This is a genomic window from Achromobacter sp. LC458 (assembly GCF_001005835.2).
Lineage (GTDB): Bacteria > Pseudomonadota > Gammaproteobacteria > Burkholderiales > Burkholderiaceae_B > Achromobacter > Achromobacter spanius_B.
In genome coordinates, this window is sequence record NZ_LBHW02000010.1 from 55,767 (window position 1) to 81,817 (window position 26,051).

The 26,051-nt window shown below is 65.4% G+C and carries 20 protein-coding genes; 11 read left to right on the forward strand and 9 right to left on the reverse strand.

Annotation, left to right across the window (positions count from 1 at the left end; all coding sequences use genetic code 11):
* Positions 1-19: 19 nt before the first annotated feature.
* Positions 20-2,155: an ATP-dependent helicase gene (locus YH64_RS10835; protein ID WP_046804101.1), complete on the reverse strand. Its 2,136-nt coding sequence runs from the start codon at positions 2,153-2,155 to the stop codon at positions 20-22.
* A 91-nt stretch (positions 2,156-2,246) separates the two neighbouring features.
* Here YH64_RS10835 and YH64_RS10840 point away from each other — a divergent pair, with 91 nt between their 5' ends.
* On the forward strand, positions 2,247-3,143 hold the full coding sequence (locus YH64_RS10840) for a DUF72 domain-containing protein (protein WP_046804102.1): 897 nt from the start codon (positions 2,247-2,249) through the stop codon (positions 3,141-3,143).
* Between the two features lie 10 nt (positions 3,144-3,153).
* Here YH64_RS10840 and YH64_RS10845 read toward each other — a convergent pair whose 3' ends face one another.
* Entirely contained in the window at positions 3,154-4,647 is a 1,494-nt protein-coding gene (locus tag YH64_RS10845) for a PLP-dependent aminotransferase family protein (protein WP_370512735.1), read from the reverse strand.
* A 96-nt stretch (positions 4,648-4,743) separates the two neighbouring features.
* Between YH64_RS10845 and YH64_RS10850 the strand changes: the two genes are divergently transcribed.
* From YH64_RS10850 to YH64_RS10860, 3 genes are all read left to right on the forward strand, one after another.
* A complete protein-coding gene (locus tag YH64_RS10850; RefSeq protein ID WP_046804103.1) occupies positions 4,744-6,006 on the forward strand; it encodes a 4-aminobutyrate--2-oxoglutarate transaminase in 1,263 nt (420 codons plus the stop codon).
* 145 nt (positions 6,007-6,151) lie between these two features.
* On the forward strand, positions 6,152-7,621 hold the full coding sequence (locus YH64_RS10855) for an NAD-dependent succinate-semialdehyde dehydrogenase (RefSeq protein WP_046804104.1): 1,470 nt from the start codon (positions 6,152-6,154) through the stop codon (positions 7,619-7,621).
* 197 nt (positions 7,622-7,818) lie between these two features.
* On the forward strand, positions 7,819-8,676 hold the full coding sequence (locus YH64_RS10860; RefSeq protein WP_046804105.1) for an inositol monophosphatase family protein: 858 nt from the start codon (positions 7,819-7,821) through the stop codon (positions 8,674-8,676).
* Positions 8,677-8,818: 142 nt separating this feature from the next.
* Here the strand turns inward: YH64_RS10860 and YH64_RS10865 are convergent, their stop codons facing one another.
* The 7 genes from YH64_RS10865 to YH64_RS10895 form a co-directional block, all read right to left on the reverse strand.
* Positions 8,819-9,637: an NAD-dependent protein deacetylase gene (locus tag YH64_RS10865; protein WP_046804106.1), complete on the reverse strand. Its 819-nt coding sequence runs from the start codon at positions 9,635-9,637 to the stop codon at positions 8,819-8,821.
* A gap of 19 nt (positions 9,638-9,656) precedes the next feature.
* Positions 9,657-10,604, reverse strand: a complete 948-nt coding sequence (epsC, locus tag YH64_RS10870; protein ID WP_046804107.1) for a serine O-acetyltransferase EpsC — start codon at positions 10,602-10,604, stop codon at positions 9,657-9,659.
* A 148-nt stretch (positions 10,605-10,752) separates the two neighbouring features.
* Positions 10,753-11,826, reverse strand: a complete 1,074-nt coding sequence (gene galE / locus YH64_RS10875; protein ID WP_082134426.1) for a UDP-glucose 4-epimerase GalE — start codon at positions 11,824-11,826, stop codon at positions 10,753-10,755.
* An 11-nt stretch (positions 11,827-11,837) separates the two neighbouring features.
* Positions 11,838-13,505, reverse strand: a complete 1,668-nt coding sequence (gene pgi / locus YH64_RS10880) for a glucose-6-phosphate isomerase (protein WP_046804108.1) — start codon at positions 13,503-13,505, stop codon at positions 11,838-11,840.
* Positions 13,506-13,518: 13 nt separating this feature from the next.
* Positions 13,519-14,922: a phosphomannomutase/phosphoglucomutase gene (locus YH64_RS10885; protein ID WP_046804109.1), complete on the reverse strand. Its 1,404-nt coding sequence runs from the start codon at positions 14,920-14,922 to the stop codon at positions 13,519-13,521.
* A gap of 20 nt (positions 14,923-14,942) precedes the next feature.
* Entirely contained in the window at positions 14,943-17,204 is a 2,262-nt protein-coding gene (locus YH64_RS10890) for a GNVR domain-containing protein (RefSeq protein ID WP_046804110.1), read from the reverse strand.
* Positions 17,205-17,285: 81 nt separating this feature from the next.
* The gene (locus YH64_RS10895; protein ID WP_046804111.1) at positions 17,286-18,422 is read right to left on the reverse strand and encodes a polysaccharide biosynthesis/export family protein; all 1,137 of its coding nucleotides are present in this window, start codon (positions 18,420-18,422) and stop codon (positions 17,286-17,288) included.
* Between the two features lie 244 nt (positions 18,423-18,666).
* Between YH64_RS10895 and YH64_RS10900 the strand changes: the two genes are divergently transcribed.
* The 7 genes from YH64_RS10900 to YH64_RS10930 all read left to right on the forward strand — a co-directional run bounded on the left by YH64_RS10900 (position 18,667) and on the right by YH64_RS10930 (position 26,045).
* Positions 18,667-20,076 carry an undecaprenyl-phosphate glucose phosphotransferase gene (locus YH64_RS10900; protein ID WP_046804112.1) on the forward strand — a complete coding sequence of 470 codons (1,410 nt, stop codon included), beginning with the start codon at positions 18,667-18,669 and terminating at the stop codon, positions 20,074-20,076.
* Between the two features lie 70 nt (positions 20,077-20,146).
* Positions 20,147-20,599, forward strand: a complete 453-nt coding sequence (locus YH64_RS10905) for a GDP-mannose mannosyl hydrolase (RefSeq protein WP_046804195.1) — start codon at positions 20,147-20,149, stop codon at positions 20,597-20,599.
* Between the two features lie 5 nt (positions 20,600-20,604).
* Positions 20,605-22,035 carry a mannose-1-phosphate guanylyltransferase/mannose-6-phosphate isomerase gene (locus tag YH64_RS10910; RefSeq protein ID WP_046804113.1) on the forward strand — a complete coding sequence of 477 codons (1,431 nt, stop codon included), beginning with the start codon at positions 20,605-20,607 and terminating at the stop codon, positions 22,033-22,035.
* Positions 22,036-22,213: 178 nt separating this feature from the next.
* On the forward strand, positions 22,214-22,606 hold the full coding sequence (locus YH64_RS10915; protein ID WP_046804196.1) for a VanZ family protein: 393 nt from the start codon (positions 22,214-22,216) through the stop codon (positions 22,604-22,606).
* A 10-nt stretch (positions 22,607-22,616) separates the two neighbouring features.
* Positions 22,617-23,726, forward strand: a complete 1,110-nt coding sequence (gene gmd / locus YH64_RS10920; RefSeq protein WP_046804114.1) for a GDP-mannose 4,6-dehydratase — start codon at positions 22,617-22,619, stop codon at positions 23,724-23,726.
* Positions 23,727-23,732: 6 nt separating this feature from the next.
* Positions 23,733-24,695: a GDP-L-fucose synthase gene (locus YH64_RS10925; protein ID WP_046804115.1), complete on the forward strand. Its 963-nt coding sequence runs from the start codon at positions 23,733-23,735 to the stop codon at positions 24,693-24,695.
* Positions 24,696-24,728: 33 nt separating this feature from the next.
* Positions 24,729-26,045, forward strand: coding sequence for an oligosaccharide flippase family protein (locus YH64_RS10930; RefSeq protein WP_046804116.1), 1,317 nt, complete (start codon positions 24,729-24,731; stop codon positions 26,043-26,045).
* Positions 26,046-26,051: the final 6 nt, after the last annotated feature.

Here is a 26,051-nt window from a genome sequence, read left to right on the forward strand (position 1 = left end):
CGGCTGATGATAGCGCAGGCTATGAGAACAGGTTGCGCACCCGCCGGGTCACGTCGATGGCCGGGGCCTGCGCCTCTTTGGGCGGCGCGCCGGCAGGCAGGTCGCCCAGCGCGGGCGGCCGAGGCAGGTGTTCAAACAGCGGCAGCATGGCGTTGGTGATGTAGCGCGTGCGCGAACCGTACACGTGGCGGTCGCCCATGCCCGTCTGCTGGTGCACGTAAAAGCGCTGCGGCACGATCAGTTGCAGCCGTTCCTTGGCGCGCGTCATGGCCACATACAGCAGGCGCCGCTCTTCTTCGATCTCTTCGGCGGTGCCGGTGCTCATGTCGGACGGGATGCAGCCATCGACCACGTTCAGCACATAGACAGCCTTCCATTCCTGGCCCTTGGCCGAGTGGATGGTGGACAGGATCATGTAGTCCTCGTCGCGCGACGGCGCGCCGGATTCGTCACTGGTGGCGTCGGGCGGGTCCAGGGTCAGCTCGGTCAAAAAGCGTTCGCGCGACGGGTAGCCCGCCGCCAGCCGCACCAGCTGGTCCAGGTCGGTCTTGCGCACCCGCGCGTCGTCGTACAGGCGTTCAAGCTGGCCGGCGTACCAGCGCAGCGCCAGGTCCACGTCGGCGGGCCAACGCAGGCCCGGGTCGCACAGCGCCGCATAGGTGTCGGCGAACGCGCCCCATTCCTGTTGGGCCGCCGCGCCGGGCTTGAACTCGCGCAGCGCGCGCAGCGGTTCGGGGCTGGCCGCCATGGCGTCCATCAGCTTGCCGGCGGTGGCCGGGCCGATGCCGGGCATCAACTGCGCGACACGAAAACCCGCCATGCGTCCGCGCGGGTTCTCGGCCCAGCGCAACAGCGACAGCAGATCCTTGACGTGCGCGGCTTCCAGAAAGCGCAGGCCGCCAAACTTGACGAAAGGAATGTTGCGCCGGGTCAGTTCCAGTTCCAACGCGGCGCTATGGCTGGCCGTGCGGAACAGCGCCGCTTGCGACTTGAGCGTGGCGCCGCCCTCGCGCTGCGCCAGCACCTGGTCGGCGACCCAGCGCGCCTGTCCGGCCTCGTCGCTGACGGTGACCAGTTCGGGCAGTTGCGACGAGACGCGATCGGTCCAGAGGTCTTTGGCGTAGCGTTCGGTGGCCAGGCCGATCACGGCGTTCGATGCGTTCAGGATGGGCTGGGTCGACCGGTAGTTGCGGTCCAGCGTGATGACGCGGGCGGGTTTGGGAAACTGCGACGGAAAATCCAGGATGTTGCGCACGGTGGCGGCGCGGAACGAATAGATGGATTGCGCGTCATCGCCCACCACTGTCAGGCCGCGCCCGTCGGGCTTCATGGCCAGCAGAATGGCGGATTGCAGGCGGTTCGTGTCCTGGTATTCGTCGACCAGCACGTGGTCGAAGCGCGCGCCGACATCGGCGGCGATGCCCGGGTCGGTCATCATCTCGGACCAATACAGCAGCAGGTCGTCGTAGTCGAGCACCTGCTGGTCCTGCTTGGCGGCCACATAGCCGCGAAACAGCGTCTTCAATTCCTCTTCCCACTGTGCGCACCAGGGGAATGACGTTTTCAGCACGTCGGCCACCGGCGTCTGGCTATTGACCACGCGCGAATAAATCGCCAGGCAGGTGCCCTTCAAGGGAAAACGGGATTTGGTGGATGACAAGCCTTGTTCATGCCGCACCATGCCCATCAGGTCTTCGGCGTCGCCGCGATCGTGGATGGTGAAGGCTTCAGACAGGCCGATGCGCAGTGCGCAGTCGCGCAGCAGCCGCGCGCCGATGGCGTGGAAGGTGCCTGCCCAAGGCAACGACGGCGCCTGTTGCGAGCCGCGCAGGTTCATCACGCGTTGCAGCACCGAGCCCACGCGCCGGTCCATTTCCTGTGCCGCGCGGCGCGAGAATGTCAGCAGCAGCATGCGCTGGGGGTCGGCGCCGTTCAGGATCAGGTGGGCCACGCGGTGCGCCAGCGTATTGGTCTTACCCGATCCCGCCCCCGCAATCACCAGCAGGGGGCCGTCATCGAACGCCGCGTCTTCGGCCGAACTTGAGCCCGAACTTGAGCCCGGTCGCACGCCGAATTCGGCGGCTTCGCGCTGGGCAGGGTTCAGATCGGCAAGGGGATCGGGGCGGGTGTTGGCAGTAGGATCGTGGTCGGGCATGGCGGCAAGTAGGCCAAATGACTGGCTATTTATCCAGCTATCATAGCAGCGTCGTCGCCCTGCCCCGCGCCCCATCCGCCACCCTTTTGCCATGCGTATCCTGACCGGCACCGCCTCCTGGACCGACCCCACCCTGCTCGCCTGCGGGCGGTTTTACCCGCCCGACGTGCGCGGTGCCGAAGCGCGGCTGCGCTTTTACGCGTCGCGCTTTTCGATGGCGGAAATCGATTCCAGCTACTACGCGCTGCCGTCGGCCAACAACGCCTATCTGTGGGCGCAGCGCACGCCGGACGACTTCGTCTTCAACATCAAGGCGTTCCGCTTGTTCACCGGCCACCAGACGCCGCTGGCCGCCCTGCCCGGGGACATCGCACGCGAACTGGAAGATTGGCCGGACCCGATCATCTACCACCGCCAGATGCCCGAAGACCTGCGCGATGAAATGTGGCGCCGCTATCAGCTGGCGCTGGAACCGCTGCGGATGCCAGGCAAGCTGGGCGCAGTGCATTTTCAATTCCCCCCGTGGATCCGGCGCGACGCGCGGGGACGCGCGCATGTGGCCGACTGCGCCGCGCGCATGCAAGAGCATTTGATTTCAGTGGAATTTCGCCATCGCAGCTGGTTCGACAGCCCGGGCGCCATCGCCGACACGCTGGCTTTCGAACGCGATCTGGGCGTGGTGCACACGGTGGTGGACGCACCGCAGGGCTTTGAAAATACCGTGCCCGCCATCTGGGAAAGCACGCATCCCGATCTGACGCTGCTGCGGCTGCACGGCCGCAATGCCGACGCATGGAACGCCTCGGGCAGCGCGTCGTCGGGCCGCTTTCAATATGAATATACCGAGCAGGAGCTTGCCGAACTGGTTGAACGCTTCACGCGGCTGGCCACGCAAAGCAGCCAGGCGCATGCCGTTTTCAACACCAACTTCGAAGACCAGGGCATGCGCAACGCGGCGGCATTCGGCGCGGCGCTGCCGCTTTTCTAGGCGGACCGGGTCAAGCCGCCGCGGGCTTGCGGGCGACGTCGGCCAGGCTTTCCAGCAGCACCTCGAACTTGCGCGCAATATCGTTTTCCGGCACGCAGGCATAGCCCAGCAGCAGGCCGGGCCGCCGCCCTTCGGCATTGACGTAATAGCGCGACAGCGCGCGGGTCAGCACGCCCTTGCTGCGCGCCACATCCACCACGCGCAGGTCGTCCATGTCCAGCGGCAAGGTCAGCACCAGATGCAACCCTGCCATGCTGGCGTCACGGTGCAGCCAGTCCGGGCCCAGCCGGCGTTCAATCAGGTTGACCAGCATCGCGCGGCGCCGCCCATACAGCATGCGCATGCGACGGATGTGCGCGGCGTAATGGCCTTCGGAAATGAACGTGGCCAGCGCCGCGTGCGTCATCAGATGGCCCTCGCGATACAGCTCGGCGTGCGCGGCCTGGAACGCGGCGGTCAGCGGCTTGGGCAAGACCAGATAGCCCACGCGCAGGCCGGGGTACAGCGTCTTGCTGAACGTGCCCATATAGATGACGGGCGCATCGGGCTCCAAGCCCAGCAACGAGGCGATGGGGCGGCCCGAGAAGCGGAATTCGCTGTCGTAATCGTCTTCGATGATCCAGCTGCCGCTTTGCCGCGCCACGGCCAGCAATTGCCGGCGGCGCGCCAGCGACATCACCGGCCCCAAGGGATATTGGTGCGATGGCGTGACGAAGATAAAGCGCGGCGGCGTGCCGCCGGGTTCGGGCAGGCGCATGCCCTCTTCGTCCACCGGCAGGTGCACGGTGTGCAGGCCGTTGGCTTGCAAGATGGTGCGCGCGCCCCAGTAGCCGGGGTCTTCGACCCAGGCGGTTTCACCCGCTTCGCCCAGGATGCGCGTCGTCAGGTCGATGGCCTGGTGCGAGCCTTCGGTGATGATGATCTGGTCAGGGTCGCAGTCAATGGAACGCGTCAGCGCCAGATGCTGGGCCAGCGCTTCGCGCAGCGCCGGCAGGCCGCCGCCGTAGGCATAGGTCAACAGATCGGGCGACGGGTTGCGCCACAAATTGCTGACGATGCGGCCAAATTTCTTGTGGGGGAATTCGGTCAGGTCGGGCACGCCGGGCATGAACGCGCCCCACTGGTAGGGCGAGGCCGACACGCCTTCGACAATGGCCGCGCCACGTGGTGACAGCGCGGGCCCCGGTTGCGCTTGCGCGGGCTGGCGCAGGCGCCGGCCGCTGGCCAGGTAAGAGTCGGGCACCGACGCGTTGACGAATGTGCCGTTGCCCTGCCGGCTGCGCGTATAGCCTTCGGCTAGCAACTGGCTGTAGACGTGGACCACGGTATTGCGGGCAATGCCCAGCTCTGTTGCCAGGTCGCGCGACGCAGGCAAACGCGAGTCGGCGGCGATAGCGCCATCCAGGATCGCTTCGCGTATGCCGCGATACAAGCGCTTGTTCATGGGCTCGCTAGATCCGTCCGCCAGACGCAGCAGCAGCAAGTCACCTACAATGGACCGCAATTGGTTCTACCTGTTTTATCAAAGTGGTTCCCACAAATGGGGCCATCGTAGCATTAAATAAGGTTTTTCCCGCCCACCCTGTTCATCGAGGCTGAGATGAAGAATCAAGACCTGAATACCCGCCGTTCTTTGGCCACGCCGCGCGGCGTTGGCGTCATGTGCGACTTCTACGCAGTGCGCGCCGAGAACGCCACGCTGTGGGACGCCAACGGCAAGGAATACATCGATTTCGCGGGCGGCATCGCGGTGCTCAACACCGGCCACCTGCACCCCAAGGTCAAGGCCGCCGTGGCCGCCCAGCTGGACAACTTCACGCACACGGCCTACCAGATCGTTCCGTACGAAAGCTACATCTCGCTGGCCGAACGCATCAACCGCCTGGCCCCCATCGACGGCCTGAAGAAAACCGCCTTCTTCACCACCGGCGTCGAAGCCGTTGAAAACGCCATCAAGATCGCGCGTTCGGCCACGGGCCGTTCGGGCGTCATCGCGTTCTCGGGTTCGTTCCATGGCCGCACCATGCTGGGCATGGCGCTGACCGGCAAGGTTGCCCCGTACAAGCTGTCGTTCGGCCCGATGCCCGGCGACATCTATCACGTGCCGTTCCCCAACGCCACGCAGTCGATCTCCGTTGCCGATTCGCTCAAGGCGCTGGACCTGCTGTTCAAGTGCGACATCGACCCCAAGCGCGTCGCCGCGATCATCATTGAACCGGTGCAAGGCGAAGGCGGCTTCAACATCACCCCGCCCGAACTGATGAGCGCGCTGCGCAAGCTCTGCGACGAGCACGGCATCCTGCTGATCGCCGACGAAGTGCAAACGGGCTTTGGCCGCACCGGCAAGCTCTACGCCATGGAACACCACTCGGTGCAAGCCGACCTGATCACCATGGCCAAGAGCCTGGGCGGCGGCTTCCCGATCTCGGGCGTGGTCGGCCGTGCCGACGTCATGGACGGCCCGGCAGCGGGCGGCCTGGGCGGCACCTACGCCGGCAACCCGCTGGCGGTAGCCGCGGCCCACGCTGTGCTGGACGTGATTGCCGAAGAAAAGCTGTGCGATCGCGCCAACGTGCTGGGCGAAAAGCTGCGCGCCCACCTGGAAGGCCTGCGCGCCAAGGTGCCGGCTATTGCCGACGTGCGTGGCCTGGGTTCGATGGTGGCGCTGGAACTGAACGACGCCAACGGCAAGCCGGACGCTGAAGCCGTCAAGCGCGTGCAGGCCCGCGCGCTGGAACAAGGGCTTATCCTGTTGAGCTGCGGCGTTTACGGCAACGTGCTGCGTTTCCTGTACCCGCTGACCATCCCCGACGCGCAGTTCGATCGCGCGCTGGCGATTTTGTCCGACGCACTGGCAGCGTAACGTTCACGGCCTGAACCCTGTTCTTGGGCCACAGGCACGGTGATTGCGGGCGTTGCGGATCTTTCCGCCGCGCCCGCTGCGCATTACTGTTGCGCTTTTTTCGCTGCCTTGGCCCCGTTGAATCCCAATCAAGGAGACTTCAATAATGACCGCATTGACCCATCCCCTGTCGCGCCCCGATCTGCTGCGCGACGCCTGCTACATCGACGGCAAGTGGGTTGGCGCCGGCAACGGCGCATCGATCCCGGTTGACAACCCGTCCACCGGTAAGACCATCGTGTCCGTGCCCAAGCTGGGCCGCAAGGAAACCGAACAGGCCATCGCCAGCGCGCAGGCCGCCCTGCCCGCCTGGAGCGCCAAGACCGGCAAGGAACGCGCCGCGATCCTGCTGAAGTGGTCGCAGCTGATGATGCAGAACCAGCAGGACCTGGCTGCCATCATGACGTCCGAGCAAGGCAAGCCGGTGACCGAGGCCGCGGGCGAAATCGCCTACGCCGCATCGTTCCTGGAATGGTTTGCCGAAGAAGCCAAGCGCATCGACGGCGACGTGCTGCAAAGCCCGAAGGCCGGCCAACGCCTGTTGGCGCTGAAGCAACCCATTGGCGTCACCGCCGCCATTACGCCGTGGAACTTCCCGGCCGCCATGATCACGCGCAAGGTCGGTCCGGCACTGGCCGCCGGCTGCACGATGGTGGTCAAGCCCGCCCAGCAGACGCCGCTGACGGCGCTGGCGCTGGCCGTGCTGGCCGAAGAAGCGGGCGTTCCGGCAGGCGTGTTCCACGTCATCACCGGCAGCTCGCGCGATATCGGCGCAGCGCTGTGCGAAAGCGATGTGGTGCGCAAGCTGAGCTTCACCGGTTCCACCGAAGTGGGCCGCACGCTGATGGAGCAATGCGCGCCCACCATCAAGAAGCTGTCGCTGGAACTGGGCGGCAACGCGCCGTTCATCGTGTTCGACGACGCCGACCTGGACCGCGCGGTTGACGGCATCCTGGCCTCGAAGTACCGCAATGCCGGCCAGACCTGCGTGTGCGCCAACCGCATCTACGTGCAGGCCGGCGTGTACGAGGAAATCGCCACGCGCCTGGTCGCCAAGGTCAACGCCATGAAGGTCGGCGACGGCTTTGAAGACGGCGTGACGCAAGGCCCGCTGATTGACACGAACGCCATCGAAAAGGTGCAAGAGCACATCGCCGACGCCACCTCGCACGGCGCCAAGGTCATTGCCGGCGGCAAGCCGCATGCGCTGGGCGGCACGTTCTTCGAACCGACCGTGGTGCGCGACGTGACGCAATCGATGCGCTTTGCCACCGAAGAAACCTTCGGCCCGGTGGCCCCGCTGTTCCGCTTTGAAACCGAAGAAGAAGTCATCGGCATGGCCAACGACACCATCTTCGGCTTGGCCGCGTACTTCTTCACGCGCGACTACGCCCGCATCTGGCGCGTGTCCGAAGCGCTGGAATACGGCATCGTCGGCATCAACACCGGCCTGATCTCCAACGAAGTCGGCCCGTTCGGCGGCGTCAAGCAGTCGGGTCTGGGACGCGAAGGTTCCAAGTACGGCATCGAGGAATACCTCGAAATCAAGTACCTGTGCGTGGACCTGGGCGCCTGAGGCCCCGGCCGGTGCGCGGCGCTCGCCGCGCACCGGGGATAAGCGGCGATCCCCGCCGCTTATCCCCAACAACTGTGGACAACCCGGCAGATAAGTCCTGCACAGCCCGGAAAAGTCCTTTCAATCCAGTCACTTGCGAAACGCGATCAAATGCCGCCCAGGCATGATAGATTTGCGCGTTCCCTGAATGGATCCGTATGAGCAGAACCTTTACCCTTGACGACACCCGCAAGCTTGCCGCCGTGCTGGCCGAAACGGCCCTGGTGGAAGTCATGCCGCGCTTTCGCAACCTGCCCGAAGGCGCCGTGCGGGGCAAGAGTTCACCGCGCGACCTCGTCACGGATGCGGACGAGGCCGCCGAACGCATGATCGGCGCGCGCCTGTCCAAACTGTACCCAGGCGCCGTGCTCATCGGCGAAGAGGCCTCCGCGCGCAACCCTTCGCTGCTGAACATGCTGGTCGACGCCGACCTGGCCTTTTTGATCGACCCCATCGACGGCACCCGCAACTACGTGGCGGGCCTGCCCCTGTTCGGCATGATGATCGCCGCCTGCCATCGCGGCGACGTGATCGCGGGCGTGATCTACGACCCGGTCAACCGCGACAGCGCGCTGGCGGTGCGGGGTGAAGGGGCGTGGATGGAATACGAAAACGGGCGCCGGGCGCCGTTGACCGTCGCCGGCCCCGCGCCGCTGGAAGACATGGACGGCCTGATCTCGACGGACGCCCTGCCCGAGCCGCTGCGCACCACCGTGAACAGCCACCTGTCGCGCCTGGGCAGTACCGCGTCGCTGCGCTGCGCGGCCCACGAATACCGCATGTTGGCGGCCGGCCATTGCCACGTTGCGCTGTACAACCAACTGACGGCCTGGGACCACGCCGCGGGCTGGCTGCTGCACCGCGAGGCGGGCGGCTACGCCGCGCGCTTTGACGGATCGCCCTACAAGCCCACGCACCGCACCGGCGGCCTGCTGTATGCCCCGGATGCCGGCAGCTGGCACGCCGCCCGCCGCGCGTTGCTGGGCGAAGCGGTGGACATCGCGGACAGGGGATGATCGAAAGACCAGGGGTATTCCCTAGGAATTATCCACAGTTCCTGTGGACAACCCTATGGAAAGGTCTGTAACGGCGTCAAAAAACGCTTACAGGACAAGCACTTGCTTAAACCGGTCAAAAACCGGCCGCCGAAAACCCGTGTTACAAGGCTTCCAGCGCGACCGCGCAAGGTTGTTCCACCTTCAGGGTCAAGAGGCTGTCGGCACGCGTGCGGCCCAGGTTGATGGCGGCGATCGGCATGCCGTTGCGTGACGCGGCAGTCACGAAGCGGTAGCCCGAATACACCATCAAGGACGAGCCCACGACCAGCACCGCATCGGCGCTCATCAGGCCGGCGTTGGCGCGGTCGACCCGGTCGCGCGGCACCGTTTCGCCAAAGAACACCACGTCGGGCTTGACGATGCCGCCGCAGCGCGGGCACGGCGGCACGATGAATTGCGAAAAGTCTTCGCCTTCCAGGTCCGCGTCGCCGTCCGGCGCGTCGGTGGCATCCAGCGACGTCCAGGCGGGGTTGCCGTTTTGCAGGCGGTCTTGCCAGTCGGCACGCCCACCGCGCCAGTCGCAATTCATGCAGCGCACTTCGTCCAGGCGGCCGTGCAGGTCCACCACGTCGCGGCTGCCGGCCGCTTCGTGCAGGCCGTCCACATTCTGCGTGACCAGCACCGTGATCAAGCCGCGCGCTTGCAGCCGCGCCAGGGCACGATGCGACTCGTTCGGCTGAACATGGCCAAAGCGACGCCAGCCCACCATGCTGCGCGCCCAGTAGCGGGCGCGCGCCAGGTCGTCGCCCATGAACGTTTGCAGCGTCATGGGCGGCTTGCGCTTCCATTCGCCTTCGGTATCGCGGTAGTCGGGGATGCCGGAATCGGTGCTGACGCCCGCCCCCGTCAGCACGAACAGCCGCGGGTGGCGGTCGACAAAGCCGCGCAACGCGGCCAGATCCGAGACTTGGGTGTCCATCCTGATTCCTAAGCTGCGTTCAGCCGCCCAGCCCACAATCGGGCATGTCGCTGACCAGGCTGGCCTGCGTGACGTTGCTGCCCGGCGGCACGCTGCGCGTCAGCCAGACGTTGCCGCCGATGGTCGAGCCCTTGCCGATGGTGACGCGGCCCAGAATGGTTGCGCCCGCGTAGATGACGACGTCGTCCTCGATCAACGGGTGGCGCGGCAGGCCCTTTTTAAGCTCGCCGTTTTCGCCGGGCGGAAAGCGCTTGGCGCCCAGCGTCACCATCTGATAGAGCCGCACGCGGTCGCCGATGATGGCCGTTTCGCCGATGACCACCCCCGTGCCGTGATCGATGAAAAAGCTGCGGCCGATGGTGGCGCCCGGGTGGATGTCGATGCCGGTATCCGCGTGCGCGATTTCCGCCACGATGCGGGCCAGCATCGGCACGTTCAGCCGGTACAGCACGTTGGCCAGGCGGTGGTGGATCATTGCCGCCACGCCGGGATAGCACAGCAGCACTTCGTCCACGCTGTGCGCGGCCGGGTCGCCCTGGTAGGCGGCAGTCACGTCCAGGTCCAGCGCGGCGCGCACGCGCGGCAGCTCGGCGCCGAACTGGCGCACGATTTCGATGGCGCGCCGCTGCGTCTCGGCCGGGTCGACGTGTTCGTGCCGGCCGACGTATTGCAGTTCAAGACAGACCTGATGCAGCAGCGCGTCCAGCGCGGCGCCAATGGTGTGGCCCACGTAGAAGTCTTCGACTTCTTCACGCAGATCGATCGGGCCAAGCCGCATGGGGAACAAGGCGCCGCAGAGGTCCTTGATGATTTGGCGCAGGCTTTCCTGCGACGGGAATTCGCGCAGGCCGGAATCTTCGCGCAGGCGGCCGCGCGGGCCGCGCCAGGCGACGCGCGCTTCGCGCAAGCCAGACACGATGCTGTCCAGATTCCAGTGGGCGGGGGGAATGTAGGTGGGCCCGTTCATCGCGACTGCCCCTGGGCGGGGCGGGTGGACCCGGGCTGAGAATGGATGTCAAACATGGGAATGCCTCATTGACGGTGCTACGCAATAGTCCCGTCAACTGTAACCGCTGGCGCCCCTTTTTCAACAGGCCTCCGATATGGCATAGGGGTTATGCCACGGCGGCCTGCACGCCCTGGCTGGCGTCGTCCGCCTCGTAGCCTTGTGGATTGCCCTGCTGCCAGCGCCAGCCGTCGGCGCACATCGCCGCCACGTCGTACGTGCTGCGCCAGCCCAGCAGCGACTCGGCCAGCGACGGGTCCGCCCAGGTGCGCGCCACGTCGCCCGGCCGGCGCGGCATGATCTGCACGGGTATGCGCAGACCGCTGGCGGCTTCAAAGGCGCGCACCAGTTGCAGCACGCTGGTGCCGTGCCCGGTTCCCAGGTTCACGGCGACAAAGCCGCTCTGGCCGGCGCCGTACGCCAGGGCCTGCACGTGCCCTTGCGCCAGGTCCATGACGTGCAGGTAGTCGCGCACGCCGGTACCATCGACGGTGTCGTAGTCGTTGCCGAAGACGCGCAGGAACGGCTGGCGGCCTACCGCTACCTGGGTCAGATACGGGAACAGGTTGTTGGGCAGGTCACGCGGGCTTTCGCCGATCTGCCCGCTGGGATGCGCGCCGATCGGGTTGAAGTAGCGCAGCGTGACCGCGCTGAACGACGGGTCGGCCGTGCAGACATCGCGCAGCATCTCCTCGACCATCAGCTTGGTGCGCCCATACGGATTGGCCGGGGTCAACGGATGCGCTTCGGTAAACGGCAGGAATTGCGGTTCACCGTAGACGGTGGCCGACGAGCTGAACACCAGGCGGGACACGCCCGCCTCGCGCATGGCCCGCAGCAGCACCATCGAACCCGTGACGTTGTTGTCGTAGTACTTGAGCGGGTCGGCCACCGATTCGCCCACGGCCTTGCAACCGGCCAGGTGCAACACCGCCTGCACCGGTTGCCCGCGCGCGGCGGCGTCCGACAGCACGCGCTCGATCAGGCCGGGGGTGCGGATATCGCCTTCTATCAGCGCTATCGGCTGGCCGCAAAGCCGTTCGACGCGGCGCACGGCCTCGCGGCTGCCGTTGCTGAAGTTATCCAGCACCAGCGGCCGCTGGCCCGCCGCCAGCATCGCAATCAGCGTGTGCGTGCCGATGTAGCCGGCCCCGCCCGTCACCAGTACGTGCATGCCTGACATGGCGGCGCTCGTCACAGATGCGCCGCCACGCCCGGCACCCAAGCATGGCGCGGACGCGGCGCCTGCGTGTGGCTGCGATAGCGATCGATCCAGTACGAGGTGGACGCGTCATGGCCCCAGTCGACCACCCCGGCCGACACCGGCACGGCCAGTTCGCGGTCGATGCCCGTGGCCAGGCGCTTGCCCAGTTCCACGCCGAATTGGTCGAACGGGTTGATGCCCCACACCACGCTTTGTACGAACACCTTGTGTTCGTACAAGGCCAGCAAGGCGCCCAGGCCACGCGGGTCCAGCTGGCGCAGCACGATCAGCGTGGACGGCCGTCCGCCCGGGTGCACCATGTGCTGGGCAAGGCTCAACGCCTTTTCCTGATCGTCGATGTGCGCGACGTCCTGCAACGCTTGCTCCAGGTTCTTGCCGCGCAGCAACGCCTGGCGCTGCGCCAGGCAGTTGGCCAGCAGATGGCGATGGGCGTCGGGGCTGTCGGCGTGGCCTTGCAGGCTGGCAATGAAGTCCACCGGCGCACCGTCTTCGCTTTGATGCAACCACTGGAAGAACGTGTGCTGGCCGTCGGTGCCCGGCATGCCCCAGATGATCGGGGCCGTGGGCACGCCCACCGCCGTGCCATCACCCGCCACGCGCTTGCCCAGCGATTCCATTTCCAGCTGCTGCAAATAGGTCACCAGGTGCAGCAGACGCGCGCTGTACGCGGCAATGTTCAGCGAGTTGTAGCCCAGCACGCTGCAATTGACCAAGCCGGCCAAGGCCAGCTGGATCGGTGCGTTCGCGGCGAACGGGGCGTTCTGGAAATGCTGGTCCATCGCCTCGGCGCCCGCGCGCATGCCGATCAGCACGTCGGCGCCCACGGTCAGCGCAATCGACAGGCCGGCCACCGACCACACGGAATAACGGCCGCCTACCCAGTCGCACATTTTGAACGTGTGGCTGGCGGGCACGCCCAGCGCGCGCGCGGCCGACACGTTGGCGGTAACGGCCGCCAGGTGCTCGGACACGTCCGCCACCCCACCCTGCTTGAGCCACGCAATCGCGGCGCGCGCGTTGTGCATGGTTTCGGACGTGGTGAACGACTTGGACGAAATCACCACCAGGCAACGGCGCGGGTCCAGGCCCGCCACCGCGTCATGGAAGGCGTGGCCGTCGATGTTGGACACGAAGCGGATCTGGCGGCGTTGCGAGGGTCCGCCAAACGCCTGGACCGCCAGGCGCGGGCCCCAGTCGCTGCCGCCGATGCCAATATGGAGCACGGTTGAAAAATCTGCCGTCTGGTCCACCCGGCGCACGAAGTCGCTCATGCGCGAATATTCGCAGACGGAATCGGCGTCCAGCCCGTCCGGTTGCTCGGGCGTGCGCCCGGCGCGAACGGCCGTGTGCCAGGCGGGTCGGCCTTCGGTCCAGTTGACGGGTTCACCCGTGAACAGCGCATGGCGGGCGTCCGCCAGCCCGCGCGCTTGCAGCAGGTTCAGTGCGGCCGCTTCCAGCGCGGGCGATTGCCGTTGCATGGTCAGGTCCACGCACAAACCGGCAGCTTCAATGACTTTAAGCGTGTTGGCGTCAAGTTCGGCGGCCTCGGCAGCCTGCGCGAACGCCTGCCACTCAGGGCTCTGCGCCAGGCCGGAATCCGCCCTTAACGCCTCAATCGCAAAATTGGCCTTTCCCATCGCGTGATGCTCCTTAGAACGGTAAACGAACGAGAGGTGCAATGCGCCGGAACGCGTTGCGGAAATCCTCCTCGATCCGGGCCAGTGCGGCCACGGTGTCTCCTTCAAAACGCAAAACCACCGTCGGCGTGGTGTTCGATGGACGCGCCAGGCCAAAGCCATCGACGTAGTCCACCCGAACGCCGTCCAGATCGTTGATGGAGACCGCGCTGGGGAATTCCCCTTGCTCGCGCAGCAACTTCACCAGTTCGAACTGTTCGCCTTCGGCGGTGTCCAGCTTGATTTCGGGGGTCGCGCAGGACTGCGGCAAGCCTTCAAGAAGGGCAGACGGGTCCGGCGCAGCGGACAGGATCTCCAGCAGCCGGGCGGCGGCGTAGATCCCATCGTCAAAGCCGTACCAGCGCTCCTTGAAAAACATGTGACCGCTCATCTCTCCAGCAAGTAGCGCTCCCGACTCGCGCATCTTGGCTTTGATGAGGGAATGCCCGGTCTTGCACATGGTGGGTTTGCCCCCGGCCTCGAAGATGGCGCGGGCCACGTGGCGGCTGCATTTCACGTCGTAGAGGACCTCCGCGCCGGGGTTGCGGGACAGCACGTCGCGGGCGAACAAAATCAGCTGCCGGTCCGGCCAGATGATCTGTCCCGATTTTGTCACCACGCCCAGCCGGTCGCCGTCGCCGTCGAACGCCAGCCCAACCTCGCAATCGGAATAGCGCAGGCAATAAATCAGGTCTTGCAGGTTTTGCGGGTCGGCCGGGTCGGGGTGATGGCCGGGAAACGAGCCGTCCACCTCACAAAACAGTTCGGTGACCTCGCAACCCAGCGCGCGAAACAGCGCCGGCGCCACCGCGCCCGCCACGCCGCTGCCGCAGTCGATGGCGATCTTCATCGGACGCGCCATGCGGATGTCGCCCACCAGGCGCGCCGCGTAGCAGGGCTGGATCTGCATCTGCGTGCGTCCGCCGGACACGCTGGCCGATTCGATCGGCAGGCGCATCGCATCGCGCAAGGCGGTGATGCCGTCGCCGTACAGCGACGCGCCGTCCAGCACGATCTTGAAACCGTTGTGGGCCGGCGGGTTATGGCTACCCGTGACCGCAATGCCCGCGCCTGTGTCCATCAGGCGTGTGGCGAAATACACCATCGGCGTGGTGGCCATGCCGATGTCAATGACGTGCATGCCGGCCGAACGCAGCCCGGCCTGCAACGCGGCCGCCAGCTCGACGCTGCTCAAGCGGCCATCGCGCCCCACCACCATCGACCGCGCCCCCAGCTCGCGCGCCTTGGTGCCGGCCGCCATGCCCAGGCTGTGCGCAAAGCGCGCGTCAATTTCGTCCGGCACCGTGCCGCGTATGTCGTAAGCCTTGAAAACCGCATCCAGAATTTGCGGGGTATCCCAGCCAAAAGTTCCGTGCATGCCAGTTTCTCCGGGTGGCGTTACTTGGGACCGTTCTGTTTGAAATCGCCGTAATACGCCGCACGGGAGTATCGATAATTCCCATACTTGGACCGGAAGCCAAAGCGCTCCGGCATCAGTTTCAAGCCGTTGAACAGCACGCCGTCCACCGGCGCGCCGGCCTGGATCAGGCGCTTGGCCGTTTCACGGATTTCGCCCACGGTGTTCATGCCCGAGCGCACCACTACCATCACCGCGGCGGCATGCGTGCCGACCACCGCCGCATCGGGCGAGGACAACACCGGCGCCGTGTCCAGGATCACCATGTCGTACTGCGAGGACAGCTCACGCAAGGTGGCGCCGAACACGGGCGAGGCCAGCAGCTCGGACGGATCGAAAGTGACCGCGCCGGTGGCGATGAAGTCCACGCCTTCGGACACGCTGTGCTTTCTGACGCGCGCCAGCGGAATCGTGCCGGACAGCACTTCGAACAAGCCGTCTTCCTTGGGCACGCCGAAATAGCGGTTCAGCTGGCCCTTGCGGAAGTCGGCGTCGATCAGCAGCACGCGCTTGCCCACGCCGCCCTGGATGAAGGCAAAGTTGGCCGACAGGAACGACTTGCCCACGCCCGCCACCGGGCCGGTGAACATGACCATGTTGTTGGCGGACTGGCGCAGCGAGGCTTGCAACACGTTGCGAAACGATCGCAGGCTTTCGATAGGTGGCGCGTTGCCCTGGCTTTGCGCCAGCAGCGCGGGCACCGTCGCGTTCTTGCGGCGGCTGCGGCGCCACAGCTTGTCCTGCATGTCGCTGTACGGAATGGCGGCCAACACCGGCAGGCCCGTGTAGCGTTCAACGTCGTCGGGTTCCGACAGGCCGCCGAACAGCGCGTTGCGCACAAAGGCGCACAGCATGCCGAAGATCAAACCGATGACCGTGGCCACGCCGATGATGATCGCGGCCTTGGGGCGCACGGGGCGGTCCGGTTGCACAGCGGCATCCAGGATGCGCACGTTGCCGACCTTGCCGGCGCGGATCAACCGCAGTTGCTGCGCGTTGTTCAGCAGACCCGTGTACAGCTCGGTATTGACGCGCACATCACGCACCAGGCGCACCACGTCCTGCTCCAGGTCGGGCAGCGCCTTGATGTTGTTGCCGATGCGGCTGACATCGCCCGACAGCGACGCGATCTGGCGATCGATGGCGACGATGCTGGGGTGCGTGGGGGCAAAGCGCGTGATCAGTTCCTGGCGCTTGGAGCGCAGCTCCATCACCTTGGTCTGCGCGTCCACCGACTGCGCCAGGATCAGCTTGGCTTCTTCGGACAGGTCGATGGTGCCGCGCTTGTTGCGCAAGGCGTTGTACTTGGTTTCGGCCGCGTCCAGCTCGCCCTTCAGGATGGGCAGCTGCTGTTCCAGAAAGCCCAGCGATTTCTCGGCCTGCGCCGCTTTGCGGTTGACGTTCTGCTGCACGTATTCCTGGCCAATCTGGTTCAGCACGGCCGTGGTCAGTGCCGGGTCGTTGCCTTCCAGCGTGACGCCGATCACGCCCGATGCGCGGCCTCGTTCAAAGATGCCCAGATGCGATTGCACGTTTTCGATCGCCGCCAGGCGCGAGCTGCGCGAGATCGTGAACTCGGTGCCGGGCCGGCCCGTCAACGCGTCGATATGCACGTCCATCGCGCCCCCGCCGGGCAACAGGAAGTGTTCCGGCTTGCCCACCGCGCCGCTGAACGTGGCGCCCGTGAACTTGTCCGTCAACGTGTAGCGGCCCTCGCCTTGCGTGGTCACGCGAAACGGCTTGCCCAGCCATTCGTTGGGCACGTCCAGCTGCGAGATCGCAATCTGTTCGCCGCCCCACGCATAGCCGCCGCGCGGCAGGCTGGACGGATACGGCAACGCTTCATAGCGCTGCGCAAGCCATTCGCCCACCACGGGGAAATAACGCGGCTTGGCGTGGATGTACAACAGGAACTTGTCGACGGCCGGCCCCACCACCATGCGCGAACGCAGCACTTCCATTTCGCCCGAGGTCTCTGCCTTGGTGTCGAACATGGCGGACACGTCGCCCAGCAGGCTGCGCGCCTGGCCGTTAGGCATTTCCTCTTCGACTTGCACGATGATGTCGGCCGAGTACACGGATGGGGTCACCATCACGTAGGCCAGCGCGCCCAGAAGGGCGAGCAAGGTGATCCCAAGGATCATCCAACGATTCGAAATAATGGCGTCCACGTGCGAGGACAACGGGGTTTCCTGCTGGCGAGCCGGGACGTTCGGCTCGAATGCTTCGATGGGCAACGACATGCAGCTCTCCAGACGTGGGCGCCGCGGCGGATGCGGCGCCCCCAAAGGCGTTGTTTTGGGCCCGAAGGCCCGAAAGGCGGACTAGTTGATCGACTTGACGGTCTGTACCGTTTGCGCGCTCGGGAACAGATTGCTGATGAAGCGGTTCCACCGCACCAGCGCGGCCGTATCCACGAACACGACGTCTTTGGGTTCCAACTCAAACTTCGCACCAACAGCCAGGGCTTGCGGCGACTTGGCGTTCAGGTGGAACACCTGCGGCGTCGCTTGCTCGGTACTGCGCACCACAAACACTTGCGACGCGTCGGCCGTCAACTGGTTCGGGCCACCCGCCATGCCCAGCGCCTCGGTCAACGACATGCGTCCATCGCGCATCACGACCGTGGTGGGCAAGAACACTTCACCCATCACGAAAATCTTGCTGTCGTCGCGCGGCGTAACGCGCACGATGTCGCCCGACTTCAGCATGACCTGATTCAAGTCCTGGCCACGTTCGATCAGCGCGGGCAGGTTCACACGGGTACGGCGGCCATCGCGAATGACATAGACGGCGCTGCGGTCAGCGGTGGGCAGCAAGCCACCCGCGCGGTTGACCGCTTCGAGCAGAGTCATCGGAATGTCGTTGATGGCAACCGTGCCCGGCAACTTGACTTCGCCTTCGACGTAGACACGCTTGCTTCGATAGCCCAGCACGCGTACCGTGATCTGCGGATCCTGGATGTACTTGCCGGAACTATTGACTATGAGATTGCGCGCCTGAAGTTCCGTCAACCCCGCCACTTTCAGCAGTCCCGTATACGGAAATTGGATATATCCAGTGGATGAGACGGTATACCCCGGTATGCCCGAGGCGGTATCCCCCATGACTAGTTCGGTCACCCCAGTCCCGATGGCATAGGTTTGCGTCGGAAGGACGAGTTCGGGGTGGTCCCACACCACGATGGAAAGGATGTCGCCCGGCCCGATGCGGTAGGGCTCGACGCTGCCGACCAGCTTTTCGACGCCATCGTTATCGATCAACGCCTGGCGGTTGCGCAGGTCGTCGACGACCAGGCTGGGGGTGATTTCCTTGATCGGCGCCACGGAGTTCGGGTCCATGGGATCAACAAGGTGGCCGGAATTAAAGGTCATACCGGGAGACAGGGCGCAAGCGCCCAGCGAGGACACGAGCGCGATAGCGGCGATGGCTCGGCTCAACGTTCCGAAAAATGTCGTCATGGCAAATCCACTGTGAATGACTTCGTTGCTTGGAATGGAGCCCGATGCGTAACGGGTTGCGACATTCCACTCTCTTTTCGAAGCCCCGCACATTCGACGGATGTCCTAAGCCTTCTCCTACATCGTTTGGAGGTTTCGGGTACGCCCCGCACTCAATAAGATTTCGTCGGTAGCCACATGTTTTGCGGCAGTGCATCGTTTTTTTCTTCGCCGCAAGAAGACTCCCCACGAACAGGAGTGCGCGATGGACCCGTCCCACTCGGACACATCGGCAAGATTCAGCGGAGCAAGCTATCTGTACCGCCTGCTCGATGCCGCGATCGTGATCACCTGCGGCCTGACTGCCACCGGTTTGAAGTTCTCGGAAGATGCAATGGCGGACCCTCCGCAAATTCATCTATTCCTGATCTATCTGTGCGGCTTGGGCGTGATCGCCCTGTTCCCCGCATTCCGCCTGTATGTGTCATGGCGCGGGCGGCTATTGACCGATCTGGTCGTGCGCAGCCTGGCTGCGTGGGCCACGGTGTTTGCGCTGGGCATCCTTGTCAGTTTTCTCATGCATCAGACCGCCGCGATATCGCGCATGTGGGCGGCTACCTGGTTCGGCATGGCGGCGCTGACGCTGGCCGGCGTACGTATCGCGGTCTACGCCGCGCTGGGCGCCGCGCGCGATCGCGGGATGAACAAGAAGAACGTGTTGCTGGTGGGGTTCGGCGCGCTGGGCCATGACCTGTGGCGCCGCGTTGAACGCTACCGGGGCGCGGGCTATGAAGTCGCGGGCATCTACGCCGAGCCGCACGAAAGCCTGCCGCCGCAAGTGCGCCGCTTGCACGATCTGGACAACCTGCATTCCTTCGTGCACGAAAACAATGTGCGCGAGATCTGGATCGTTCTTCCGATGGAGGCGGGCCAGGAATTGCGCGAAGTGCTGTACCACCTGCGCAACGACTTGGTGGATATCCGCTGGATTCCGGATGTGATGTCGATCCAGCTGCTGGGCCATCGCATCGGCGAATTCCTGGGCCTGCCCGCCATCCAGCTGAACAGCCTGCCCGCCGCCGGCGTGCGCGGTTGGGCGAAAGAAGTATTCGACCGCGGCTTTGCGTTCTGCGCGCTGATCGGCCTGGCGCCGCTGATGCTGTCGATTGCGCTGGCCATCAAGCTGACCTCGCGCGGGCCTGTGTTCTTTACGCAACCTCGCCTGGGCGTGGACGGCAAGGTGTTCCACGTCTACAAGTTCCGCACGATGACGGTGCACCAGGAACACGGCACGGTCACGCAGGCCACGCGCAACGATACGCGCATTACCCGCATCGGCGGCTTCCTGCGGCGTACCAGCCTGGACGAGCTGCCGCAGTTCCTGAATGTGCTGATGGGCGATATGTCGGTGGTCGGCCCGCGCCCGCACGCGCTGGAGCACAACGAAATGTACAAGGACCTGGTGCAGCGCTACATGATGCGCCACCGCGTCAAGCCCGGCATCACGGGGTGGGCGCAGGTCAATGGCTTTCGTGGGCAGACGGACACGCTGCGCAAGATGAGCGACCGCGTCGAGCACGACATCTATTACATCCAGCACTGGACGTTCCGGATGGACCTGCTGATCATCGCCCGCACGGCCGTGTCGGGATGGACGGGCCGAAATGTCTACTAGTCCATTGGGATGGCCCGACGCGCCCGTGCCCGTGCCGACGGCCATGACGGCACATGCGGCATCCACCAGCGTGCTGCCGCGCGCCGACTTCCGCCAGGCGGTGGAGATGCTGCCGCTGGTGTCCATCGACCTGTTGTTGCGCGACGGCGCCGGACGCTACTTGACGGGGTTGCGCACCAACCCGCCGGCGCGTGGCGCCTGGTTCGTGCCGGGCGGACGCATCCGCAAGAACGAACCGCTGCGCGCCGCGCTGGACCGTATCGCGCGTGAAGAACTGGGGCTGGCCATTGCCCCCGAATCGTGGACGCCGCGCGGCGTGTACGAGCACTTCTATGGCACCAATTTCGCGGGTGAAGCGGGACGCTCCACCCACTATGTCGTCCTCGCGTATGAGGCCGAGCTTTCGTTGGATACCGCAACCCTTCCGCGCGGCCAGCACCATGGCTACCGCTGGCTGCAAGCGGAAGAGATCGCCGCCGATCCCGGCGTGCATCCGTACACCCAGGCCTACTTCAAGGAGTGAGCGCCATGACGAATCCCCCTCCCGCCTACCGGGCTGTCATCCTTTGCGGCGGTTCCGGCTCGCGCCTGTGGCCGCTGTCGCGCGAACTGCTGCCCAAGCAGTTCATCCGTTTGACCGATTCGCGCAGCCTGTTGCAGAACACGCTGCTGCGGCTTGGGTCCGCCGGCGCGCAGGCCAAGCCGATGCTGGTCTGCAACGACGCGCACCAGTACATTGCCGCCGAGCAAGCGCAGGAGCTGGGCATCAAGGACGCGGAAGTGATCCTGGAGCCCTTTGCACGCAACACCGCGCCGGCGATTGCCGCCGCCACGCTGCGCGCCATGCGCGACGGCGAAGACCCGATCATGCTGATCATGCCGTCCGACCATGTGCTGGAAGACGGCGACGTGCTACGGCAAGCCTTTGCGCAGGCGTACGAGGCGGCACGCCAGGGCGCGCTGGTCACGTTCGGCATCACGCCCACCGCGCCGCTTAGCGGCTATGGCTACATCCAGTCGGACGAACCCGGCGTGATGGCGCCGGCGCGGCGCGTGCGGCGCTTTGTGGAAAAGCCGTCGCCCGAAGTCGCGCAGCGGCTGATCGATGACGGCGGGTATTACTGGAACAGCGGCATGTTCGCGTTCCAGGCGTCGGTGTTCCTGTCCGAGATGGCGCGGCTGGCGCCCAAGATGCTGGAACAGGTGCAGGCGGCGGTGGCCACCGGCCATGGCGAGGCTGGCCTGTTTCATCTGGATGGGCCGTCGTTCGAAGCGTGCCCCAGCGATTCGATGGACTACGCCATCATGGAACGCACCGACAGCGCGGTGGTGATTCCGCTGGCGGCGTCCTGGAGCGACGTGGGCGCGTGGGACGCGGTCTGGGGCATCGCCCAGAAGACGGTCGAAGGCAATTCCACCACGGGCGACGTCATGGTGGAGGATTCGCGCAATTGCCTGATCCACTCGACCAGCCGGCTGGTGGCGTCCGTGGGGCTGGATGACATTGTGGTGATCGAAACCGCCGACGCGGTGCTGGTCGCGCACAAGTCGCGCTCGCAAGACGTCAAGCGCCTGGTCGAGATCTTCAAGACGCAGCATCGGTCGGAGCTGAACCATCACCGCGAGGTGCAGCGCCCGTGGGGGTCGTATGACTCGGTGGGCCACGGGCCGCGTTACCAGGTCAAGCGGATCACCGTGAAACCGGGCGCCAGGCTGTCGTCGCAGATGCATCACCACCGGGCGGAACACTGGATCGTGGTGTCGGGCACGGCGCGGATCTACAACGGCGACAAGCAGTACCTGCTGACGGAAAACCAGTCGACGTACATCCCGCTGGGCGAAACCCACAGCCTGGAAAACCCGGGAAAGATCCCCCTGGAAATCATCGAAGTGCAGTCAGGCGCGTATCTGGGCGAGGACGACATCGTGCGTTTCCAGGATATGTATGGCCGAGTTTAGGGAGCCCCCACGCGCCAGGCCCTCCGGGCCCGCGCTGCCCCCCGAGGGGGCTACCCCCGCCTTGGGGCGGCCCGGCGGCGCAGGGTTGCCCCCACGCGCCAGGCCCTCCGGGCCCGCGCTGCCCCCCGAGGGGGTTACCCCCGCCTTGGGGCGGCCCGGCGGCGGGGGTGCGGGCCTATTGGACGGGGAACCCTTCTGGCGACCTGGCGTAGCCCGGCTTTGCCTGCCGGTCGCGGGGCTGTTCTTCCTGGTGTTGATCACCGTGGGGAACCTGCCCGGGCTGGCCGCCGAGATGTCCGATGCCTTTGGGGACAAGCGCCTGCATCTTGTGGCCTACGCCGTATTGACGGGATTGATCTACCTGTCGGTCAACCGGCGCCCTGCCCTGGTGGCCATGCTTGCCGTCACCGCGCTGGGTGCGCTGGATGAATCAATCCAATCCTTTTTTCCCTACCGACAGGCTGAACTCTTAGACCTTTTGGCCGATATCTTGGCGGCGGGTGCAACAGTAATCTCATTGCACATTGGTTCCGCAGCCTTCGGCTCCTTTCGTGCAGTCACTAAGTCTTAAGGATACAACCATGCCAAAACGGGCACTCATTACCGGCGTTACCGGACAAGACGGGGCCTATCTGGCCGAGTTTCTGTTGGCCAAGGGCTATGAAGTCCATGGCATCAAGCGGCGCGCTTCGCTGTTCAACACCGCCCGCATCGACCATCTGTACCAAGATCCGCATGACAAGCCGCGCAACTTCGTGCTGCATCACGGCGACATGACCGACTCTTGCAGCCTGATCCGCATCGTGCAATCGGTGCAGCCGGACGAAATCTATAACCTGGCCGCACAAAGCCATGTGGGCGTCTCGTTCGAAGAGCCGGAGTACACCGCCAACGCCGACGGCCTGGGTACCCTGCGCCTTCTGGAAGCCATCCGCATCCTGAAGCTGGAGAACAAGGCGCGCTTCTACCAGGCGTCCACCTCCGAGCTGTATGGCCTGGTGCAGGAAACGCCGCAGAAGGAAACCACCCCCTTCTACCCGCGCAGCCCGTACGCCGCCGCCAAGCTCTACGCCTATTGGATCAGCGTGAACTACCGCGAAGCCTATGGGATGTACGCCTGCAACGGCATCCTGTTCAACCACGAATCGCCCAAGCGCGGCGAAACGTTCGTAACGCGCAAGATCACGCGCGGCCTGGCCCGCATCGTGCTGGGTTTGCAGGAATGCCTGTACCTGGGCAACCTGTCCGCGCTGCGCGACTGGGGCCATGCGCGTGACTACGTCGAAATGCAATGGCTGATGCTGCAACAGGACACGCCCGAGGACTACGTCATCGCCACCGGCTTGCAATACAGCGTGCGCGAATTCATCAATACGGCGGCGCGCGAGCTGGGCATCCTCTTGGCATGGGAAGGCGAAGGCCTGGAAGAAACGGCCACCGTGCTGTTCTCGCCGGTACACGACGTCAAGCCCGGCCAGGTCATCGTGCGGGTCGACCCGCGCTACTTCCGCCCGACCGAAGTGGAAACCCTGCTGGGCGACCCCACCAAGGCGCGCGAAAAGCTGGGCTGGTCGCCGCGCACCACGTTCGCGGAGCTGGTCAAGGAAATGGTGGAAGCCGACCTGAAGGACGCGCGCCGCGATGCGCTGGTCGAGCAGAACGGCTACGAAATCTACGCCTACAAGGAGTAGCGCGCCATGACGAACCTGGACCAACGCGTGTTCGTGGCGGGCCATCGCGGCATGGTGGGCGCGGCGATCACCCGCGAACTGCAACGCCGCGGCTACCCCAACGTGCTGACCCGCAGCCGGGCCGAGCTGGACCTGGAAAACCAGAATCAGGTGCACCGCTTTTTCTCGACCACGCCGGTCGATGTGGTGTACCTGGCCGCCGCCAAGGTCGGCGGCATCCTGGCCAACCAGAATCATCCGGTCGACTTTCTGTACAAGAACCTGATGATCCAGTGCAACGTCATCCGCGCCGCGTATGCGGCCGGCGTGCGCAAGTTGTTGTTCCTGGGTTCGTCCTGCATCTACCCGCGCGAGGCGCCCCAGCCGATCCGCGAAGACGCCTTGCTGACCGGCCCGCTGGAAGCCACCAACGAGCCCTACGCCATCGCCAAGATCGCCGGACTGAAGTTGTGCGAAGCCTACCAACGGGAATATGGCGCGCGCTTTATCTGCGCCATGCCAACCAACCTGTATGGCCCGCACGACAACTACGACCTGCACAGCAGCCATGTGCTGCCCGCGCTGATCCGCAAGTTCCATGAAGGCCGCGAAGCCGGTCAGGACAGCGTGACGATCTGGGGCACGGGCACGCCGCTGCGCGAGTTCCTGTACGTGGACGATCTGGCCAAAGCCAGCGTGATGCTGATGGAACACCCCGACGCCGAGGGCATCTACAACATCGGCGCGGGCAAGGACATCAGCATCGCGGACCTGGCCGCGCTGGTGGCGCGTGTGGTCGGCTACCAAGGCCGCATCGTCTACGACACCGGCAAGCCCGACGGCACGCCGCGCAAGCTGATGGATTCGTCGCGCGTGTCGGCGCTGGGCTGGCAACCCGCCGTGTCGTTGACCGAAGGCATCGCGCTGGCCTACCAGCACTTCCTGCGTGAACGCGCGGATCAATCCCAATCGGCGCTGCCCGTGGCCTGACGGCCACGCCAGCACTCACCACAGGCTTCCCCGATGTTTGGATTCGTCAGGAAACACATCGCCGGCAACGCCTCCTTCTGGGGGCTGGTGGAATACGGCATCGGCCCGGTCGCGGCGCTGATCGCCCTGCCCCTCCTGTTTCGGCAGTTGGGCACGGTGGGCTTCGGCCAGTACTCGATGATCATCGCGCTGGCCGGCTTCGGCAACGCCGCCAACCTGGGCGCGGCCGTGACCGCCACCAAGCTGGTGTCCGAGCGGATGCACGAACCCGGCGGCGCCTATCGCGCGGCGGGGGTCAGCATGTCGCTGATCGGCTGCGCGCTGGGCGTGGTGACGCTGGCGGCCGTGTTGCTCTGGGCCGTGGTGGGGCTGGCCTGGCCCGCCGCCACGTTCGGCGGCGTGGCGGTCACGCTGCTGGCCTTGCCGGCGCTGGCCATCTACCTGACGCAGCAATACGACCAATTGTTTTCGGGCTGCCTGAAAGGCCGAGAGGACTTTCGCGCCACCGCGCTGTGCGAGGTTTTCAGCCGCAGCGGCACCATGGCGCTGGCCTGCGCCACCGCCTGGATGACCGCGTCGCCCACCTACACCGGCCTGGCGCAGGCGCTGGGGCTGCTGGTGGCGGGCAGCGTGAAGATGCGCGTGTTCTCGCGCACCTACGGCCATGTGCTGGTGCGGCCGGTGCGCGATCGGGGCGCCATGATGGACGCCTTCAAGTTTTCACGCTGGTCATGGCTGAACAGCCTTAGCGCGCTGGCCTTCGGCTCGGTCGACCGCGTGCTGGTGGGCAGCATGATGGGGCCGGCCGCGCTGGCCATCTACACGGTGGGCGTGCAGGTTGGCCAGATCATCCATACCGCTTCGGTGGCCATCTTCCAGAAGGCCATGCCGCGCGTGACGCGCTTGTCGGTGTCGCCGCCCTACGCGGGCGCCGTCGAACGCGAGATTCGCCGCATGATGGGATGGAACCTGGTGCTGTCCGCCACCGCCACGCTGGCCGTGCTGGCCGTGAGCCATCCCTTGTTGAACCTGCTGCTAGGCGACAACGTGGCGGCCGGTCATCTGGGCACTTTCCAATTGTTGATCGTGGCCTCCGGGCTGCTGTCGCTGAACGCCGCGGCCCACTTTTCTTTGCTGGGGCTGGGCAATTCCCGCGCCGTCGCCATCCTGAACGGGTTGGGCGGACTGGCGATGCTGTGTGTCATGGCGGGCCTGGTGCACGCGGCGGGCGAACACGCCGCGGCGTGGGGCCGCATGGCGTATGCGGCGATCACGCTGGCCGGCGTGGCCCTCGCCATCCGTCAATCCCGCCCCGAATTTCCGGGCGCGTTGCCAGCGGCCACCCGATAACACCTA

Excerpts from the sequence above, each read along its gene's own strand:
- YH64_RS10835 (WP_046804101.1), bottom strand. The coding sequence starts at position 2,155 with ATGCCCGACCACGATCCTACTGCCAACACCCGCCCCGATCCCCTTGCC.
- YH64_RS10840 (WP_046804102.1), top strand. The coding sequence starts at position 2,247 with ATGCGTATCCTGACCGGCACCGCCTCCTGGACCGACCCCACCCTGCTC.
- YH64_RS10850 (WP_046804103.1), top strand. The coding sequence starts at position 4,744 with ATGAAGAATCAAGACCTGAATACCCGCCGTTCTTTGGCCACGCCGCGC.
- YH64_RS10855 (WP_046804104.1), top strand. The coding sequence starts at position 6,152 with ATGACCGCATTGACCCATCCCCTGTCGCGCCCCGATCTGCTGCGCGAC.
- YH64_RS10860 (WP_046804105.1), top strand. The coding sequence starts at position 7,819 with ATGAGCAGAACCTTTACCCTTGACGACACCCGCAAGCTTGCCGCCGTG.
- YH64_RS10865 (WP_046804106.1), bottom strand. The coding sequence starts at position 9,637 with ATGGACACCCAAGTCTCGGATCTGGCCGCGTTGCGCGGCTTTGTCGAC.
- epsC (WP_046804107.1), bottom strand. The coding sequence starts at position 10,604 with ATGAACGGGCCCACCTACATTCCCCCCGCCCACTGGAATCTGGACAGC.
- galE (WP_082134426.1), bottom strand. The coding sequence starts at position 11,826 with ATGTCAGGCATGCACGTACTGGTGACGGGCGGGGCCGGCTACATCGGC.
- pgi (WP_046804108.1), bottom strand. The coding sequence starts at position 13,505 with ATGGGAAAGGCCAATTTTGCGATTGAGGCGTTAAGGGCGGATTCCGGC.
- YH64_RS10885 (WP_046804109.1), bottom strand. The coding sequence starts at position 14,922 with ATGCACGGAACTTTTGGCTGGGATACCCCGCAAATTCTGGATGCGGTT.
- YH64_RS10890 (WP_046804110.1), bottom strand. The coding sequence starts at position 17,204 with ATGTCGTTGCCCATCGAAGCATTCGAGCCGAACGTCCCGGCTCGCCAG.
- YH64_RS10895 (WP_046804111.1), bottom strand. The coding sequence starts at position 18,422 with ATGACGACATTTTTCGGAACGTTGAGCCGAGCCATCGCCGCTATCGCG.
- YH64_RS10900 (WP_046804112.1), top strand. The coding sequence starts at position 18,667 with ATGGACCCGTCCCACTCGGACACATCGGCAAGATTCAGCGGAGCAAGC.
- YH64_RS10910 (WP_046804113.1), top strand. The coding sequence starts at position 20,605 with ATGACGAATCCCCCTCCCGCCTACCGGGCTGTCATCCTTTGCGGCGGT.
- gmd (WP_046804114.1), top strand. The coding sequence starts at position 22,617 with ATGCCAAAACGGGCACTCATTACCGGCGTTACCGGACAAGACGGGGCC.
- YH64_RS10925 (WP_046804115.1), top strand. The coding sequence starts at position 23,733 with ATGACGAACCTGGACCAACGCGTGTTCGTGGCGGGCCATCGCGGCATG.
- YH64_RS10930 (WP_046804116.1), top strand. The coding sequence starts at position 24,729 with ATGTTTGGATTCGTCAGGAAACACATCGCCGGCAACGCCTCCTTCTGG.